This window comes from Neorhizobium puerariae (genome assembly GCF_042429745.1).
Classification (GTDB): Bacteria; Pseudomonadota; Alphaproteobacteria; order Rhizobiales; family Rhizobiaceae; genus Neorhizobium; species Neorhizobium puerariae.
Window position 1 is genome coordinate 192,745 of the sequence record NZ_JBHMAA010000015.1, and the last position, 15,955, is coordinate 208,699.

A 15,955-nucleotide genomic window follows, 5' to 3' on the forward strand; every position below is an offset into this window, starting at 1 on the left:
ATGTTTTTTACGCCGATCCGGCGGGCGATGTATATCTGTCACGCAAGGGATATATGAGCGCGTGTTCAACCTGTGAGAACGGCGAGTCGGATTGTGGAATCTGTGCTGGAGAAATGGCGGCGGGGCGTGGGTGCAATGTGGGTGCGGGCGCGCCAGGAGCGGCCCTTGTTGCTGCTTTTGACGTTGCTTGCCTGCCTCGCGCTCCTCTCCGGCATGGAATGGCCGGGGGTGCTGGCCGGTTGGCTGCTCCTGGTGCTCGTCGTGGTCGCTCGCAGGCCGGCTGCCCCTCCGGTGGCCGAGCCGGAAGTCGTTGAGGAAGACGAGCCGGCGTTCGATCCCCTGCCGCAGGTCGCCGCAACGCTCGGTGCGCTCGACACGCCCGCCTTCGTGCTCGGAAGCGATGCGACCGTGCTCTTCCAGAACAAGGCGTCGGAAAAGGCCTTCGGCGTTGTGCCTGCCGGCTCGCACCTTTCGGCGAGGTTGCGCTCGCCCGGCATTCTGGACATGGTCCGCGAGACCATCGCCACCGACGAGCCGAACCAGATCGAGCATTCGGAGCGGCTGCCGTCGGAGCGCGTCTACACATTGCGCGTCGCGCCGATCGACATCGCGCCGGCGTCCCCTCTGCCGGAGGGAGGCGTGCAGAAATTCTACCTTCTGTCCTTCCGGGACATTTCGGAACTGCGCCGCATCGACCGCATGCGTTCGGATTTTGTCGCCAATGCCAGCCATGAGCTGCGCACGCCGCTCGCTTCGCTGAGGGGCTTCATCGAGACGCTGCAGGGGCCGGCGAAGTCCGATCCGGCCGCCCACGAGCGCTTCCTGGCGATCATGTTCGATCAGGCGACCCGGATGAGCCGCCTCGTGGACGACCTGATGTCACTTTCTCGCCTGGAGCTGAAATCCCATATCGCGCCGGATCAGGCCGTCGATCTGAAGCCCGTGATCGGCCATGTGCGCGATGCGCTGCTGCCGCTTGCCGATGATCTCGGGGTGGAGATCCGCACCCATCTGCCGGAGGGCAAGGCGGAAGTGCTGGGGGATCGCGACGAGCTTGTCCAGGTGTTCGAGAACCTGATCGAGAATGCCTGCAAATACGGTCAGGAAGGCAAGGTCGTCGATGTCTACCTGCGAAACGGCGCCTCGCAACCGGTGGAGGTCAGCATCGTGGATCAGGGGCCGGGTATTCCCGCGGAGCACGTTCCGCGGCTGACGGAACGCTTCTACCGGGTCAGCGTGGCCGACAGCCGTTCCAAGAAGGGCACCGGCCTGGGGCTTGCCATCGTCAAGCATATCCTGACCCGCCACAGGGCTCGCCTGATTGTGAAGTCGGAGGTTGGCAAGGGCAGCGAATTCACCGTAAGGTTCTGACACAAAGCCGGGGCCTTGCAAGCCTGTGCATATATTTTTGATAATAAAATCAAATATTTAATTTGTCACAAATGTTTCATTGAATTGACATAAAAGAAGCGGGCAACAGCAGCTACTACAAGCGGGCCGAGCGCCGGCGAGAGCGAGAGCTGGTGCCGTCCGCATTCACACAAGCCCATGACGGGAGATTCCTCATGAACATCTTGAAACTCTCTGCAGCAGCCCTGGTGGCCTCCGTTGCGTTTGCCGGCGCTGCCGCCGCGCGTGACCAGGTCCAGGTTGCTGGCTCCTCCACGGTTCTTCCCTATGCGAAGATCGTCGCTGAAACCTTCGGTGAGACCTTCCCGAACTTCAAGACGCCGGTCGTTGAATCCGGTGGTTCGGGCGCTGGCCTCAAGGAGTTCTGCAAGGGCGTCGGCGAAGCCACGATCGATGTCGCCAATGCTTCCCGTCCGATCAACAAGAGCGAAATCGAAGCCTGCAAGGCTGCCGGCGTGACCGACATCCAGGAAATCCGGATCGGTTATGACGGCATCGTCTTCGCCACCGATTCCAGCAACGGCGACATGAAGATCGAGCCGAAGGACCTCTACAAGGCTCTCGCCGCTGAAGTCGTCGTCGATGGCAAGCTCGTCGCCAACCCCTACAAGAACTGGTCCGAGATCAACGCAACCCTGCCGAAGGGCCCGATCGCTGCCTACATCCCGGGTTCCAAGCACGGCACCCGTGAGGTCTTCGAAGAGAAGATCATGACCGAAGGCTGCAAGGAAGCCGGCGCTCAGGACGTCATCAAGGCTGCCATCACCGATGCCAAGCAGGCTGCCGCCAAGTGCGTCGCAATCCGTAAGGACGGTGCGGCTGTCGACATCGACGGCGACTACACCGAAACGCTCGCCCGTATCGCTGCGAACAAGACTGGCCTCGGCGTTTTCGGCCTCGCTTTCTATGAAAACAACATGGACAAGCTGAAGGTCGCCACCGTTCATGACGTCGTTCCGTCCACGGAAACGATCTCCACCGGGAAGTACCCGGTTTCCCGCCCGCTCTTCTTCTACGTGAAGAAGGCTCACCTGGGCGTTATCCCGGGCCTCAAGGAATACGTCGAGTTCTTCATCTCTGACGATATGGTCGGCCCGGACGGCCCGCTGGCCGAGTACGGCCTCGTTGCCGCTCCGGATGCTCAGCGCGATGCGGTCCGCAAGGACTTCTCTGCTGGCAAGACCATGTAATCTGACTTGGGCTGGCGCCGTGTGAACGGCGCCAGCCCGGCTTTTCGGCCAAGGGTGGCAGCGCCGGCCTGTTTATGGCCGGCTCCGGTGCGGTGATTGTTGCGCGGATGGCGCAACGGCGATGCGATCGGTTCCGATGACCGGGACTGGGCGGTGAAGGGATGCCGCCGAAGGCGGTACGCCGGGGGATTATGATGAGTACATCATGGATTTTGTTGATTGTGGCGATAATCGGCTTTGTCGGTTACGTCGCTGGCGCGCGGCGCGCGATGACGCTGGCCGGAGGGCTTTCCTCCAAGCTTCATTCGCGGCCCGGCTACTATGGTTCTTTTGTTGCGGTCTGGGCGATCGTCCCGGCAGCCATTATTCTTTTCGTCTGGCTGGTTGCCAGCCCTGCCTACATCAGCTCTTCCGTCCGCGGTTCCTTTCCGGATGAGGTGAAGGCACAATCCGAGGCGGAACAGGGTCTCGCCCTCGGCATGGTCGGCTCGATCGCCCGTGGCCTGAATGCGCTGACGCCCGACGAGGTCGGCCGTGTCAGCGGCAATCCCGTCGAGCTTCGCGCGGCGCTGGGCGCAAAGGGCGTTCCGCTTGCCGGTGATCCGCAGCCCTACATGGTCGAGGCCGCCGGAAAGCTGAATGCGATGACGTTCGGCAGCCGCCTCGCCATGACGATCGTCGTGCTCGCCGTTTCCGCTTTCGGCGCGGTCTTTGCCTATCGCCAGATCGCACCGCGCTTCCGCGCCCGCAATCGGGTGGAAAAGGTCATCCTCGTCAGCCTCGTGGTCGCTTCTTCGATCGCGATCCTGACGACCATCGGCATCGTTCTCTCCATGCTGACCGAGGCAACGCGCTTCTTCACGCATGTGCCGGCCTGGGAATTCTTCTTCGGCACGGTCTGGGACCCGCGTTTCGCCGCTGCCGGTTCGGGCGGTTCGGAAGGTCAGTTCGGTCTGATCCCGCTGCTGCTCGGCACACTCTATATCGGCTTCGTGGCGATGCTCTTCGCGGTGCCGATCGGCCTTTTCGCGGCCATCTACATGTCCGAATACGCATCTTCGCGGGTTCGTTCGACGGCAAAGCCCCTGCTTGAGGTGCTGGCGGGCATTCCGACGATCGTCTACGGCTTCTTCGCCCTGACGACGGTCGGTCCCTTCCTCCGCGATATCTCCTCCCAGCTGAATGGGCTCGTGACGGGCGACTACGCCAACTTCATCCAGGCGCAGAGCGTTCTGACGGCCGGTTTCGTCATGGGGATCATGCTGATCCCCTACGTCTCCTCGCTGTCGGACGACATCATCACGGCGGTGCCGCGGTCGCTGCGCGACGGTTCGCTCGGCCTTGGCGCCACCCGTTCGGAGACCATCAAGCGCGTCATCCTGCCGGCGGCACTGCCGGGTATCGTGGGCGCGCTTCTGATGACCGCATCCCGTGCGGTTGGCGAAACCATGATCGTCGTGCTCGCTGCCGGCGTTGCGGCCCGCATGCAGCTCAACCCCTTCGAACCGATGACCACCGTGACCGTCAAGATCGTCAACCAGCTCACCGGCGACCTTGAATTCACGTCGCCGCAGACCCTGGTGGCCTTCGCGCTCGGCATCACGCTCTTCGCCATCACGCTTTGCCTCAACATCTACGCGCTCTACATCGTGCGCAAATATCGGGAGCAGTACGAATGACCGATGTAGTTTCTCCCGTCGCAGGCATATCCAAGGCCAGGCCCGGACGTCGGGATATCGGCATCAAGCGCCGTTACGCCGCCGAGCGCCGCTTCCGGGCCTATGGCGTTGCCGCGCTCGCCTTCGGCATCATCTTCCTGCTGATCCTTCTGTGGTCGGTCGTCTCCAAGGGATATACCGCGTTCCAGCAGACGATGATCACCGTGCCGGTGGAGTTCTCCGAACAGATCATCGATCCGCAGAACGAACGCGCCAGTGATCCGCAGAAGCTGGTCACCGCCAACTACCCGGTTATCGCCCGCAACGCGCTTGCGAAGGTGCTGGGTGTCGACGTCAACGACCGCGCCAGGATTCGGGCGGTCAACGGCATGCTGTCGGACGGCGTGCGCGCCCAGCTCCGCGACATGATCGTCGCCAATCCGGCGCTGGTCGGCACGACGCAGAACGTGGCGCTGCTCGCAGCCGGCGACCTCGATTCCGCCTTCAAGGGGCAGATCGATCTTTCGGTTCCGGAGCAGAACCGCAAGGTGAGCGATCAGCAGGTCGGCTGGATGAACCAGCTCGCGACAAGCGGCGCGCTCGGAAAGCACTTCAACACCGGCATCTTCGTCAACGGCGCATCCAGCCGTCCCGAAGCCGCCGGCGTCGGCGTTGCGCTCATCGGCTCCTTCTACATGATGCTGATCGTGCTGCTCCTGTCGCTGCCGATCGGCGTCGCGGCCTCCATCTACCTCGAGGAGTTCGCGCCGAAGAACAAGTTCACCGACCTGATCGAGGTGAACATCAACAACCTCGCGGCCGTTCCCTCGATCGTCTACGGTCTTCTGGGTCTCGCGGTCTTCGTCAACTTCATGGGCCTGCCGCGTTCGGCCTCCTTCGTTGGCGGCATGGTGCTGACCCTCATGACGCTGCCGACGATCATCATCGCGACCCGCGCGGCGCTCAAGGCCGTGCCGCCGTCGATCCGTTCGGCGGCGCTGGGCCTCGGCGCCTCGAAGATGCAGACGATCTTCCATCACGTCCTGCCGCTTGCCATGCCGGGCATCCTGACCGGCACCATCATCGGCCTCGCCCATGCGCTCGGCGAAACCGCACCGCTGCTGCTGATCGGCATGGTGGCCTTCGTGGCGAATTACCCGACCACGCCGCTCGATCCGTCGACGGCGCTGCCGGTACAGATCTACATGTGGGCGAACGAGGCCGAGCGCGCGTTCGTCGAGCGTACCTCGGGAGCGATCATCATCCTGCTCCTGTTCCTCATCATAATGAACGTTGGCGCAATTCTCTTGCGGCGCCGCTTCGAACGGCGCTGGTAAAGGAGTAAGACGATGAACATGATGTCAGAAGCAGCAGTTGAAAAGGCGCTGGACCAGAAGATGAATGACGTTTCCTACAAGATGATCGGTAAGGACGTTTCGGTTTACTACGGCGAAAAGCGCGCGCTTTTCGACGTGAACCTCAACGTTCGCGAAAACACCGTGACGGCGCTCATCGGCCCCTCGGGATGCGGCAAGTCGACCTTCCTGCGCACGCTCAACCGCATGAACGACACGATCGACAACTGCCGCGTCACCGGCCGGATCACGCTCGACACCGACGATATCTACGATCCGCAGATCGACGTCGTGGAACTGCGCGCCCGCGTCGGCATGGTTTTCCAGAAGCCGAACCCGTTCCCGAAGTCGATCTACGAGAATATAGCCTACGGTCCGCGCATCCACGGCCTCGCCAGGAACAAGTCGGACATGGACCAGATCGTGGAGGCCAGCCTTCAGCGCGCCGGCCTCTGGACGGAAGTCAAGGATCGCCTGAATGAATCCGGCACCGGGCTTTCCGGCGGCCAGCAGCAGCGTCTCTGCATCGCCCGCGCCGTTGCCGTTTCGCCGGAGGTCATCCTCATGGACGAACCCTGCTCGGCGCTCGACCCGATCGCGACCGCCAAGGTCGAGGAGCTCATTCACGAGCTGCGCGCCAACTACACGATCGTCATCGTGACGCACTCGATGCAGCAGGCCGCGCGCGTTTCGCAGCGTACCGCCATGTTCCATCTCGGCCAGCTGGTCGAGGAGAACGACACGGACAAGATGTTCACCAATCCGGATGACCAGCGCACCCAGGATTACATCATGGGCCGCTTCGGCTGATCGGCCGTCCGCGCTGCCTGGTTTCACTTTTCGAGGATTAGAAAATGGCATCGACTCATATTCTGTCGGCCTATGACGAAGAACTGAAATACCTGATCCGCCGCATTTCCGAAATGGGCGGCCTTGCGGAGCAGATGTGCTCGGACGCCGTGCGGGCGCTGGTCAATTCCGACTCCGCTCTCGCCCAGAAGGTCATCTCCGACGACGTGATCCTGGATCATGCGGAGCGCGAGATCCAGGACAAGGCGATCGTCACGATCGCCCGCCGCCAGCCGGTGGCGTCCGACCTTCGCGAGATCGTCGGCACGCTGCGCATCGCATCCGACCTGGAGCGCGTCGGCGATCTTGGCAAGAACACCGCCAAGCGCGTCATCGCGGTTCAGGGCACCGGCGTTCCGCGCAAGCTCGCCCGCGGTATCGAGCACCTCTCCGACCTGGCGCTCGTGCAGCTCAAGGAAGTGCTGGACGTCTATGCCAGCCGTTCGGCCGAGAAGGCCGAGGCGATCCGCATCCGCGACGAGGAAATCGACGCGATGTATACGTCGCTGTTCCGCGAACTCCTCACCTACATGATGGAAGACCCGCGCAACATCACCACCTGCACGCACCTCCTGTTCTGCGCCAAGAACATCGAGCGTATCGGCGACCATGCCACCAACATCGCCGAGACGATCTACTACATGACGACGGGCGCCCAGCCGGAAGGCGAGCGTCCGAAGGACGATACGTCGAATACGCTCGGCGCGATCACCGAATGACGGAATGCTGACGGAGCAGGCCAGAATGCTGCCAAAAATCGCGGTCGTGGAGGATGAGGAAGCACTGAGCGTGCTTCTTCGCTACAATCTCGAAGCCGAAGGTTACGATGTGGAGACAATCCTGCGGGGGGATGAGGCCGAGATCCGGCTTCAGGAGCGCACGCCGGACCTGTTGATCCTCGACTGGATGCTGCCCGGCGTTTCCGGCATCGAGCTCTGCCGGCGGTTGCGCATGCGCCCGGAAACGGAACGCCTGCCGATCATCATGCTGACGGCCCGGGGCGAGGAGAGCGAACGTGTTCGCGGCCTTGCCACGGGTGCCGACGACTATGTCGTGAAGCCTTTCTCGACGCCGGAACTGATGGCCCGCGTCAAGGCGATGCTGCGTCGAGCCCGGCCGGAAGTATTGTCCAGCGTCCTGCGTTGCGGCGATATCGAGCTCGATCGTGAGACGCATCGCGTCCATCGCAAGAGCCGCGAGGTCCGCCTCGGCCCGACGGAATTCCGTCTCCTGGAGTTCCTGATGGCCTCGCCCGGCCGTGTCTTCTCGCGTTCGCAGCTTCTCGACGGCGTCTGGGGACACGATATCTATGTCGACGAACGCACTGTCGACGTGCATGTCGGGCGCCTGCGCAAGGCGCTCAACTTCTCCAACATGCAGGATGTCATCCGCACCGTTCGCGGCGCGGGATATTCGATGGAAGCCTGACTGACTTCGTCGGCGGCCGGCCGCGCCCAGGTGGCGCGTCTGGCGCGGAGTATTTCTTCTGGCGTTTGAATGGCTCCCGGCCCTAGAGCGCCATGCGTCCGAAAGGACGCACCAAGGACGCTCTACCCTATTGAATCGACGCATCGTGCTTTCCGAAAATCGATTCCGATTTTCGGGCCGATGCCGTAGGCTGCTTTCAGGGCAACCTCGGAGCGTAGCCATGAACGTACTGATCATCGACGGCCATCCCGATGAGGGGCGGCTTCTCGGGGCTCTTCTGGACCACTACGAAAAAACGCTGGCAGGCGCTGTCTCGGTGACGCGTCTTGCCGTGCGCGATCTGTCGTTCGACCCGGTCCTCCACCGCGGTTATGCCGGCGATCAGCCCTGGGAGCCCGATCTCGAAAGGGTGGCGGAAGCGCTCGACGCCTGCGATCATCTGGTGTTCGGTTTCCCGCTCTGGTGGGGAGCCGAACCGGCGGCCGTGAAGGGGCTGCTGGACAGGCTTCTGTTGCCGGGCTTCACGTTCAGATATCATCGCGAGGATCTTCTGTGGGATCGCCTGCTCACCGGGCGCTCCGCCGATGTCATCATCACCATGGACACCCCGCCCTGGTATCTGCGCTGGGTCTATGGCGATCCCGTCACGCGGCGCCTGAAATACCAGGTCCTGGGCTTTTGCGGCATTCGTCCGCTTCGCTTCTTCAAGCTCGGCGCCACACGCCGCGGCGGCGCGGCGCGCAAGCTCGACCACTGGATGCGGGAGATCGGGCGGGCTGCAGCCTCGGCCGGCGGCCTGAAGCGGGACTCCAGGCGGAACATCCTTCCAGGCCGCGAGCGCTTTGCGGAAGCGATCCGGGAACGCCAGTCCTGATCTATTCGGTAGTCAGTGCGCCTGCGCTTCCTGTTGCCATTCCGGCAGCGGGAAAAGCCGGTCGTAGGCCCAGTTGAAGACGAAGGCGTAGACCACATAGAAAAGCGCGAAGGACAGGTCCATCGCAAGGGCGTGCAGGATGCCGATGCCGAGATACCAGGCGATCAGCGGCAGGAGAATGATCAGCAGGCCCAGTTCGAACAGAACCGCGTGCGCCACGCGGACGGCAGGGCTTTTCCGGGTGTTGCCTGTCATCCGCTGCATGACGTGGTCGAAGCCGAGATTGTAGACATAGTTCCAGCCGGTCGCGAGCGTGGCTGACCCCAGGCCGACCACGCCGATATCGGCGGCAGGCATGCCGAAGGCGAAAGAGCCGAGCGGTGTGACGATGGCAAGGCCGATCAGTTCGAAGCTGATGGCGTGGCGGATACGGTCGCGTGTCGTACGCATGATGACTCCCCAAGAGCCGGCGAGCTCTTCGTCTGTTCCGGGTCGTCCCGGAGTTTCTGCCCGGATTGGGGGAGGTCGTCCTCGCGGATATGGAGATAGCTATTCGGGCGCGGACAGGCAAGGTCAAACCGGCATGGCAGCCATGTCCAACAAAAAAGCGGGCCGGAGCCCGCTTTCGATCCTGTTCTGTCGGCAGCCCGGATCAGACCCGTACGGTCGTCCTGCGGCGGTCGTGCACCGGCTGGTAGGCAAGCCGGGCATGGTAGCTGCAATAGGGGGAGGAATCCGGAGATTCGCAGCCGCAGAAATGGAAATCGTCCTTGAGCGGATCGCCCACGGGCCACTTGCAGGTGCGTTCGGTGAGTTCGGTCAGCGCCAGGCGACGGGAAATCGGCACCACCACGTTGGCGGCGGGTACGTATTCCATCTCCTCGAAATGCTCGATTTCGACCTCTTCCTTCATCACGGTCGCGCCAACGGCGCGAGCGACGGTCCGGGTGGCAACCCGGGACGCGTAGTTCGGAGCCCGGGGCGCGGATGTGGTGCGCTTGGCCGCCGACCGGTTGGTGGCCACCGTGCCGCCGGCCTTCGCCCTGCCGGGCAGGCTGAGGCGATGCACCTTGCCGATAACCGCATTGCGGCTCACACCGCCCAGTTGTGCGGCGATCTGGCTGGCGCTCAGGCCTTCCGACCACAGCCTCTTGAGTTTTTCGACACGCTCGTCTGTCCAGTTCATGCCCGTTCTCCGCCTTTGAACGTTGCAGGCATGCAGAATCCTTCCACCTTTGCCGAGGACATCATTCCTCAGCACCCACTACATCTATGTTTGAGGTGACTAGTTCCGCCGCATGCAGTCTAGTAATTGACGGTTAACCTAGTGTGAGGCTGACTCCGTGGCAAGAGTCGGCGGAATCCGTGAGAATCGATTTCGTGGTTTTCCCCAACTTGCTGTCCGGAAGAGTCATTTTTGTCACAGATGCAGGCGTCTGCCTGTTTCTCGGCTTGTTCATGCAAAATGCCGAGGTTTGTTGACATTCAAGGGCTAAACACCGATAGTGCCCGCGCCGCCCAGTGGGCGGCATTTTTGATTTTTTCGGCCGGTTCGGCCGGCCTTTTTGTCTGCCTAGAGGAGTGATGTCGCCATGGCTGAAGCCGCGCTTTTCGACACCTTTGCCCGGGCCCCGCTGCGCTTCGAACGTGGCGAGGGCGTATGGCTCGTGACGGAAGGCGGCGAGCGATATCTCGACTTCGGCGCCGGCATCGCCGTCAATTCGCTCGGTCACGCCCATCCGCACCTCGTCGAAGCGCTGAAGACGCAGGCCGGGAAGGTCTGGCACACGTCCAATCTTTACGATGTGCCCGGGCAGGAGAGCCTGTCGCGCCGCCTCGCCGACAATTCTTTCGCGGATAAGGTGTTCTTCGCCAATTCCGGCGCCGAGGCGCTGGAATGCGCCATCAAGACCGCGCGCCGTTATCAATACGTGAAGGGTCATCCCGAGCGCTACCATATCGTCACCTTCGAGGGTGCCTTCCATGGCCGTACGCTTGCGACCATCGCCGCCGGCGGCCAGGCGAAATATCTCGAGGGTTTCGGCCCGAAGGTCGAGGGCTTCGACCAGGTGCCCTTCGGCGATCTCGATGCGTTGAAGGCTGCAGTCACCGAGAAGACGGCGGCGATCCTCATCGAGCCGATTCAGGGCGAGGGCGGCATCCGTCCGGTTCCGAAGGAGTTCCTTCAGGCGTTGCGCAAGCTCTGCGACGACAACGGCCTGCTCCTGATCTTCGATGAGGTCCAGACGGGCGTCGGCCGCACCGGCAAGCTGTTTGCCTACGAATGGACGGGTGTGGCGCCGGATATCATGGCGCTGGCAAAGGGCATCGGCGGCGGTTTCCCGATGGCTGCCTGCCTGGCGACGGCGGAAGCGGCTTCCGGCATGACCGCCGGCACGCATGGCACGACCTATGGCGGCAATCCGCTCGCCATGGCGGTCGGCAATGCCGTGCTCGATGTCATCCTGGCCGACGGGTTTCTGGAAAACGTCCGGAATGTCTCGCTGATCTTCCGCCAGGGCCTTGCCGGCCTCAAGGACCGTTTCCCCGATGTCATCGAGGACGTCCGTGGCGAAGGCCTGCTGCTCGGCATCAAGGCCAAGGTGCCGGCCGGCGATCTCGTCGCGGCGATGCGCGGCGAACATATGCTGGCTGTTCCGGCGGGCGACAATGTCGTGCGCCTTCTGCCGCCGCTCACGGTCACGGTGGAAGAAGCCCGCGAGGGACTTTCGCGCATTGAAAAGGCGGCGGAAAAGCTTTCCGCTTCGCTGATGAAGAAATCGGCCTGAGGGCTTTAAAGGAGGGTGCCGTTGGTTCCCTCCTGATAGGGAACCATAGCATGGCAGCACCGAAGCATTTTCTCGATCTTTCCGCCGTTTCCGAGGTGGACCTGCGCGCGATCCTTGACGACGCCAAGACCCGCAAGCAGGCGACCAAGGCCGGCACGGCGGAAAAGCCGCTCGCGGGCAAGATGCTGGCGATGATCTTCGAAAAGCCTTCCACGCGAACCCGCGTTTCGTTCGATGTCGGCATGCGGCAGCTCGGCGGCGAGACCCTGTTCCTCTCCGGCACCGAAATGCAGCTCGGCCGCGCCGAGACGATCGGCGACACGGCCAAGGTCCTGTCCCGCTACGTGGATGCGATCATGATCCGCACCACGGATCATTCGCGGCTGCTGGAACTTGCCGAACACGCGACCGTGCCGGTCATCAACGGGCTCACCGACGATACCCATCCCTGCCAGATCATGGCTGACCTGATGACCTTCGAGGAACATCGCGGCCCGGTGAAGGGCAAGACCTTCGCCTGGACCGGCGACGGCAACAACGTCCTGCATTCCTTCGTCGAAGGTGCGGCCCGTTTCGGCTACCGCATGAACATGGCGGTGCCGATGGGCTCCGAGCCGCATGACAAGTTCCTGAACTGGGCGCGCAACAACGGCGGCGAGGTCATGCTCTGCCACGATGCGGAACGCGCGGTGGCGGATGCGGATCTTGTCGTCACCGATACCTGGGTGTCGATGAACCAGGAGCACAAGGCGCGGGGCCACAACATCTTCCAGCCTTACCAGGTCAACGGAGCCTTGATGAAGCGGGCCGACAAGGATGCGCTCTTCATGCATTGCCTGCCGGCGCATCGCGGCGAGGAAGTCACCGACGAGGTCATCGACGGACCGCAGTCGGTCGTCTTCGATGAGGCGGAAAACCGCCTGCATGCCCAGAAATCCATCCTTGCATGGTGTTTCGGAGCAGTCTGAGCCGCACCTGCCCAAGCCTTGATTTTCAGGAAAGCCGGTCCCATCTACCGGCTGTCAATTGCGCCGCGTTTTGAAAAGGCGGCGCCTCAACACATATCGTCGACGTCTTTTCCTCCGGCCAACGGTTCCGCTTGGGCCGGTGCTTGTGTAAAAGTTTGAAGGCTCGGCGCGAAGGAGTGAAGTCATGGCGGAAGCGACTGTGGAACTGAACGATCTCGATTTTGCCGGAGACGACCGTGTGGTTCCCTTCCAGGTGGAGGGACTGGACGTGCGCGGCCGGGCGGTGCAGCTCGGACCGCTGCTCAATGCCATTCTCGGCCGTCATGAGTATCCGGCGCCGGTTGCCCGGCTGCTCGCCGAAGCGATCGTTCTGACCGCGCTTCTCGGCACGTCGCTGAAGTTCGACGGCAAGTTCACGGTCCAGACCAAGGGTGACGGACCGGTCGACCTGCTGGTCGCGGATTTTTCGACGCCCGACGCCCTGCGCGCCTATGCCCGCTACGACGAGGATGCGCTTGCCGCCGCCGTCAGCGAGGGCCGGACCTCTCCGCCCGATCTTCTCGGCCGTGGAGTGCTCGCCTTCACCATCGATCAGGGGCGGGGCATGCAGCCCTACCAGGGCATCGTGCCGCTTGACGGTTCGTCGCTGGAAGAGATCGCCGGTGTCTATTTCCGCCAGTCGGAACAGATTCCGACCAAGGTGCGCCTTGGCGTGGCCGAGCTTTTCGACCGCGATGCGGAAGGCAAGCCGCGCCACAACTGGCGGGCCGGCGGGCTGGTCGCGCAGTTCCTGCCGCAGGCGCCGGAGCGCATGCGCCAGCCTGACCTGCACGGCGGCGACGGCGACGACCGGGAAACCGATCATGCGGATGACGATGCCTGGACGGAAGCCCGCACGCTGGTCGAGACGATCGATACGGACGAGCTGACCGATCCGCAGGTAGCGATCGAGCGGTTGCTGTTCCGCCTTTTCCACGAGCGCGGCGTGCGCGTCTACGAACCGCAGACGGTGTATGACCGCTGCAGTTGCTCGCGCGAAAAGATCAAGAGCGTCCTCAACGGGTTCACTGCGGAAGAGATCGAGGCGAGCCAGGAGGATGGCCACATCGCCGTCACCTGCGAGTTCTGCTCGACCACGTATCGTTACGAGGCTGCCGAATTCGCCGCGGCCTGAAATCGAAGGCGGGAGTTTCCTCCCGCCTTTCTCATCCTACGGCATCCTGCACTGGAAGTTGCCGCCATCCTTGAGGTCGCCGCTGCCCGTATATTTCGCCACCTGCGGATAGGGGCAGAGCGGACGCGTCATCGCGGGCTTGCCGTCCTTCACCTGAGCGGCCTGGATCACCTCGGGCGTCTTGCCGTTTTCCACCCAGTCCATCAGCGGCGTGAAGGCGTCGAAGACATCCGTGCCGTAGCCCATGCTGCAATGGAACATTCCCGGCACCATGAAGAGACGGTAGAATTCCGCGGTCTTCTCGGCGCCCATCTGCTTGCGCACGGATTCGTAGTAGTTGACACCCATCATCGGATTGAGCGCCGGGTCCGACCAGCCGAAATAGGTAATCATCCGGCCGCCGCGCTTCTCAAATTCGCCGAGATCCGGATTGGTCGCATCGACGATCTCGCGGATCGCACCGATCTTCGGATACTCCGCATCGAAGTCGAACGTTCTCCAGTCGATCGCCTTTCCGGACGCGGGCAGCATCGCCATGTTCTTCACGAACGTCTCGCCATAGGCGAGCTGGCGGCTCGGCTCCTGCTCGGAAACCATCCACATGTCCCAGCCGCTGGTGCCGGAGGCGTCTACCCCTTCGGTGCCGAACTGTACGCCCGGAAACACCGTTTCGCCCTTGATCTTCACGCCACCGGCCAGCGTCTTCAACGTTTCCGCCTGCGCCGGGGTGAAGCAGTCGGCGCCGCCCGCCTCGCAGATCTTCAGGTCCCTGGACGGGTCGAAATCGCACTGCCGCGGATCGGCGATCAAACCGTCCTTTGCCCCGTCGATCGCGTCGCATTTGTCCATCACGGCCTTCGCCAGCACCGGCAGTTGCGCTCTGCTGATCGGCGCTTTCAGAAGCGCCCGGGCGTTCCACACGCCCCAGATCTGCGTATTGGTGAGGTCGAGCACGGGCGCGCCGGCGAGGATGCCGTCGAAATCGCCGGGATAACGTTGCGCCGAGATCAGTCCCTGGCGTCCGCCGGTGGAGCAGCCGTCCCAGTAGGCGAAGGAGGTATGCCGGTCGTAATAGCGTGCTGCGATCGTCTTGGCGGTCCCGACCGTCACATGCACGGCGCGGGAGCCGTAGTCGATCAGAAGGCCGAGATCCTCCGCGAAATCGCCGAGCTTGTAGGTGACGGCGTCATGGCCGGTATTCTGCTGGACCGTCAGGAAACCTTTCGACAGTGCCGCATTGCGCGTCGCGATGCGCGACGGAGCCGCAAGGTCTTCGCCGGCATAACCGCCATTGCCGAACATGTAGAGCCGCCGGTTCCAGTTGTCGGGCAGCGTGATCTCGAAACGGATCTGGGGGCGGATATAGCCGGTCACCTGGCAATGGCCCGGCACGTTGCCGACGGCTGCCACATGCGTGGCCCGCAGGGTCGTGACGTCGGCGAAACTCTGGCTGTTCAGCATGCCGCAGGCGATCTGCGGCGAAACGGTCGCCGCCGCGAAATCCGGCCTGTCCTTCTGGTCGATGAAGCTGCTCTTGTTCTGTGCGGATGCCGGGGCGAAGGGCGCCAGCGCAAGAAAGGCGCAGGACGCCAGCAGAAAGGGTCGTGTCATGAGGCTCCTCCCAAAGACCGTTTGACGGCCAGACCATGCCGGAGAAGCAGGGGGGCAACAAATAGAAAAACCGACAAGGCCCATAACCTATCGGTTCTTCGGCCGGATGGGTCAGTTGAGAACGCGAAGCAGTCCGGGTGAATCGAGCGAGAAGGCGGGGATCGTCACCTTGAAGGTCTCGCCCTCGTCGGTCTGCATGTCGTAATGGCCGAACATCATGCCGGACGGGGTGTCGAGCGGGCAGCCGGAGGAATATTCATAGGAGTCGCCGGGCTTCAGCCGTGGTTGTTCGCCAACGACGCCGGGGCCGTCGACCTCGTCCACCACGCCGTTCTGGTCGGTAATGTGCCAGTAGCGATGGACGAGCCGGACGGTGACGGGCGAATGGTTCTCGATGACGATGTGATAACCCCAGACATAGCGGCCCTCTTCCGGATTGGATTGCTCCTCCAGATAATAGGGCTCGACGGCGACTTCGATGTCTCTTGTCCGGGCGCGATACATGCGGCACCTCAGGAGTGGTCTCGATCCGATATTGTACAGGGTCGCTGAAACGTCAAGAATTCTCGCGGTTTGAACAAGCGAGTGTGAGCGTTTCTTGAAGTTAGGGATAATCGATATGGTGAATCCGGTTACACCGGATTCACCA

15 protein-coding genes are annotated in these 15,955 nt (G+C 62.6%); 11 read left to right on the forward strand and 4 right to left on the reverse strand.

Annotated elements, in window-relative coordinates; translation table 11 throughout:
- Window positions 1-135: 135 nt before the first annotated feature.
- The 8 genes from phoR to ACFFP0_RS14240 all read left to right on the forward strand — a co-directional run bounded on the left by phoR (window position 136) and on the right by ACFFP0_RS14240 (window position 8,764).
- Complete coding sequence (phoR, locus tag ACFFP0_RS14205) at window positions 136-1,371, forward strand: phosphate regulon sensor histidine kinase PhoR (RefSeq protein WP_377262336.1); 1,236 nt, start codon at window positions 136-138, stop codon at window positions 1,369-1,371.
- Window positions 1,372-1,565: 194 nt separating this feature from the next.
- Window positions 1,566-2,600 carry a substrate-binding domain-containing protein gene (locus ACFFP0_RS14210; RefSeq protein WP_377261763.1) on the forward strand — a complete coding sequence of 345 codons (1,035 nt, stop codon included), beginning with the start codon at window positions 1,566-1,568 and terminating at the stop codon, window positions 2,598-2,600.
- Window positions 2,601-2,794: 194 nt separating this feature from the next.
- Window positions 2,795-4,279, forward strand: a complete 1,485-nt coding sequence (gene pstC / locus ACFFP0_RS14215) for a phosphate ABC transporter permease subunit PstC (RefSeq protein ID WP_377261766.1) — start codon at window positions 2,795-2,797, stop codon at window positions 4,277-4,279.
- On the forward strand, window positions 4,276-5,595 hold the full coding sequence (gene pstA, locus ACFFP0_RS14220; protein WP_377261768.1) for a phosphate ABC transporter permease PstA: 1,320 nt from the start codon (window positions 4,276-4,278) through the stop codon (window positions 5,593-5,595). The genes pstC and pstA overlap by 4 nt, the downstream gene beginning before the upstream one ends.
- A gap of 12 nt (window positions 5,596-5,607) precedes the next feature.
- A complete protein-coding gene (pstB, locus tag ACFFP0_RS14225) occupies window positions 5,608-6,423 on the forward strand; it encodes a phosphate ABC transporter ATP-binding protein PstB (protein ID WP_377261770.1) in 816 nt (271 codons plus the stop codon).
- A 44-nt stretch (window positions 6,424-6,467) separates the two neighbouring features.
- Window positions 6,468-7,181 (forward strand): phosphate signaling complex protein PhoU, encoded by a 714-nt coding sequence (gene phoU / locus ACFFP0_RS14230; protein ID WP_377261772.1) that lies wholly within the window; start codon window positions 6,468-6,470, stop codon window positions 7,179-7,181.
- Between the two features lie 25 nt (window positions 7,182-7,206).
- The gene (gene phoB, locus ACFFP0_RS14235) at window positions 7,207-7,890 is read left to right on the forward strand and encodes a phosphate regulon transcriptional regulator PhoB (protein WP_377261774.1); all 684 of its coding nucleotides are present in this window, start codon (window positions 7,207-7,209) and stop codon (window positions 7,888-7,890) included.
- A 220-nt stretch (window positions 7,891-8,110) separates the two neighbouring features.
- Window positions 8,111-8,764: an NAD(P)H-dependent oxidoreductase gene (locus ACFFP0_RS14240; protein WP_377261776.1), complete on the forward strand. Its 654-nt coding sequence runs from the start codon at window positions 8,111-8,113 to the stop codon at window positions 8,762-8,764.
- Between the two features lie 12 nt (window positions 8,765-8,776).
- On the opposite strand, the gene ACFFP0_RS14245 is transcribed toward ACFFP0_RS14240, so the two are convergent.
- Both ACFFP0_RS14245 and ACFFP0_RS14250 read right to left on the reverse strand, forming a co-directional pair.
- Window positions 8,777-9,214, reverse strand: coding sequence for a PACE efflux transporter (locus ACFFP0_RS14245; protein ID WP_377261779.1), 438 nt, complete (start codon window positions 9,212-9,214; stop codon window positions 8,777-8,779).
- 202 nt (window positions 9,215-9,416) lie between these two features.
- Window positions 9,417-9,950 (reverse strand): GcrA family cell cycle regulator, encoded by a 534-nt coding sequence (locus tag ACFFP0_RS14250; RefSeq protein ID WP_377261781.1) that lies wholly within the window; start codon window positions 9,948-9,950, stop codon window positions 9,417-9,419.
- A 406-nt stretch (window positions 9,951-10,356) separates the two neighbouring features.
- On the opposite strand from ACFFP0_RS14250, the gene ACFFP0_RS14255 reads away from it, so the two are divergent.
- From ACFFP0_RS14255 to ACFFP0_RS14265, 3 genes are all read left to right on the forward strand, one after another.
- Complete coding sequence (locus ACFFP0_RS14255) at window positions 10,357-11,553, forward strand: aspartate aminotransferase family protein (protein WP_377261784.1); 1,197 nt, start codon at window positions 10,357-10,359, stop codon at window positions 11,551-11,553.
- Window positions 11,554-11,603: 50 nt separating this feature from the next.
- Window positions 11,604-12,521, forward strand: coding sequence for an ornithine carbamoyltransferase (gene argF, locus ACFFP0_RS14260; protein ID WP_377261786.1), 918 nt, complete (start codon window positions 11,604-11,606; stop codon window positions 12,519-12,521).
- Between the two features lie 184 nt (window positions 12,522-12,705).
- Window positions 12,706-13,695 (forward strand): Hsp33 family molecular chaperone, encoded by a 990-nt coding sequence (locus tag ACFFP0_RS14265; protein ID WP_377261788.1) that lies wholly within the window; start codon window positions 12,706-12,708, stop codon window positions 13,693-13,695.
- 36 nt (window positions 13,696-13,731) lie between these two features.
- Here ACFFP0_RS14265 and ACFFP0_RS14270 read toward each other — a convergent pair whose 3' ends face one another.
- Window positions 13,732-15,306 carry a tannase/feruloyl esterase family alpha/beta hydrolase gene (locus ACFFP0_RS14270; protein ID WP_377261791.1) on the reverse strand — a complete coding sequence of 525 codons (1,575 nt, stop codon included), beginning with the start codon at window positions 15,304-15,306 and terminating at the stop codon, window positions 13,732-13,734.
- A 111-nt stretch (window positions 15,307-15,417) separates the two neighbouring features.
- A complete protein-coding gene (gene apaG, locus ACFFP0_RS14275) occupies window positions 15,418-15,810 on the reverse strand; it encodes a Co2+/Mg2+ efflux facilitator ApaG/CorD (protein ID WP_377261793.1) in 393 nt (130 codons plus the stop codon).
- Between the last annotated feature and the right edge of the window lie 145 nt (window positions 15,811-15,955).

What these genes read in the sequence shown, in the direction of transcription:
- pstB (WP_377261770.1), top strand. Translation starts at nt 5,608, where the DNA reads ATGAACATGATGTCAGAAGCAGCAGTTGAAAAGGCGCTGGACCAGAAG.
- phoU (WP_377261772.1), top strand. Translation starts at nt 6,468, where the DNA reads ATGGCATCGACTCATATTCTGTCGGCCTATGACGAAGAACTGAAATAC.
- ACFFP0_RS14250 (WP_377261781.1), bottom strand. Translation starts at nt 9,950, where the DNA reads ATGAACTGGACAGACGAGCGTGTCGAAAAACTCAAGAGGCTGTGGTCG.
- ACFFP0_RS14255 (WP_377261784.1), top strand. Translation starts at nt 10,357, where the DNA reads ATGGCTGAAGCCGCGCTTTTCGACACCTTTGCCCGGGCCCCGCTGCGC.
- ACFFP0_RS14240 (WP_377261776.1), top strand. Translation starts at nt 8,111, where the DNA reads ATGAACGTACTGATCATCGACGGCCATCCCGATGAGGGGCGGCTTCTC.
- ACFFP0_RS14245 (WP_377261779.1), bottom strand. Translation starts at nt 9,214, where the DNA reads ATGCGTACGACACGCGACCGTATCCGCCACGCCATCAGCTTCGAACTG.
- ACFFP0_RS14270 (WP_377261791.1), bottom strand. Translation starts at nt 15,306, where the DNA reads ATGACACGACCCTTTCTGCTGGCGTCCTGCGCCTTTCTTGCGCTGGCG.
- pstA (WP_377261768.1), top strand. Translation starts at nt 4,276, where the DNA reads ATGACCGATGTAGTTTCTCCCGTCGCAGGCATATCCAAGGCCAGGCCC.
- ACFFP0_RS14265 (WP_377261788.1), top strand. Translation starts at nt 12,706, where the DNA reads ATGGCGGAAGCGACTGTGGAACTGAACGATCTCGATTTTGCCGGAGAC.
- apaG (WP_377261793.1), bottom strand. Translation starts at nt 15,810, where the DNA reads ATGTATCGCGCCCGGACAAGAGACATCGAAGTCGCCGTCGAGCCCTAT.
- ACFFP0_RS14210 (WP_377261763.1), top strand. Translation starts at nt 1,566, where the DNA reads ATGAACATCTTGAAACTCTCTGCAGCAGCCCTGGTGGCCTCCGTTGCG.
- argF (WP_377261786.1), top strand. Translation starts at nt 11,604, where the DNA reads ATGGCAGCACCGAAGCATTTTCTCGATCTTTCCGCCGTTTCCGAGGTG.
- phoB (WP_377261774.1), top strand. Translation starts at nt 7,207, where the DNA reads ATGCTGCCAAAAATCGCGGTCGTGGAGGATGAGGAAGCACTGAGCGTG.
- pstC (WP_377261766.1), top strand. Translation starts at nt 2,795, where the DNA reads ATGAGTACATCATGGATTTTGTTGATTGTGGCGATAATCGGCTTTGTC.
- phoR (WP_377262336.1), top strand. Translation starts at nt 136, where the DNA reads ATGTGGGTGCGGGCGCGCCAGGAGCGGCCCTTGTTGCTGCTTTTGACG.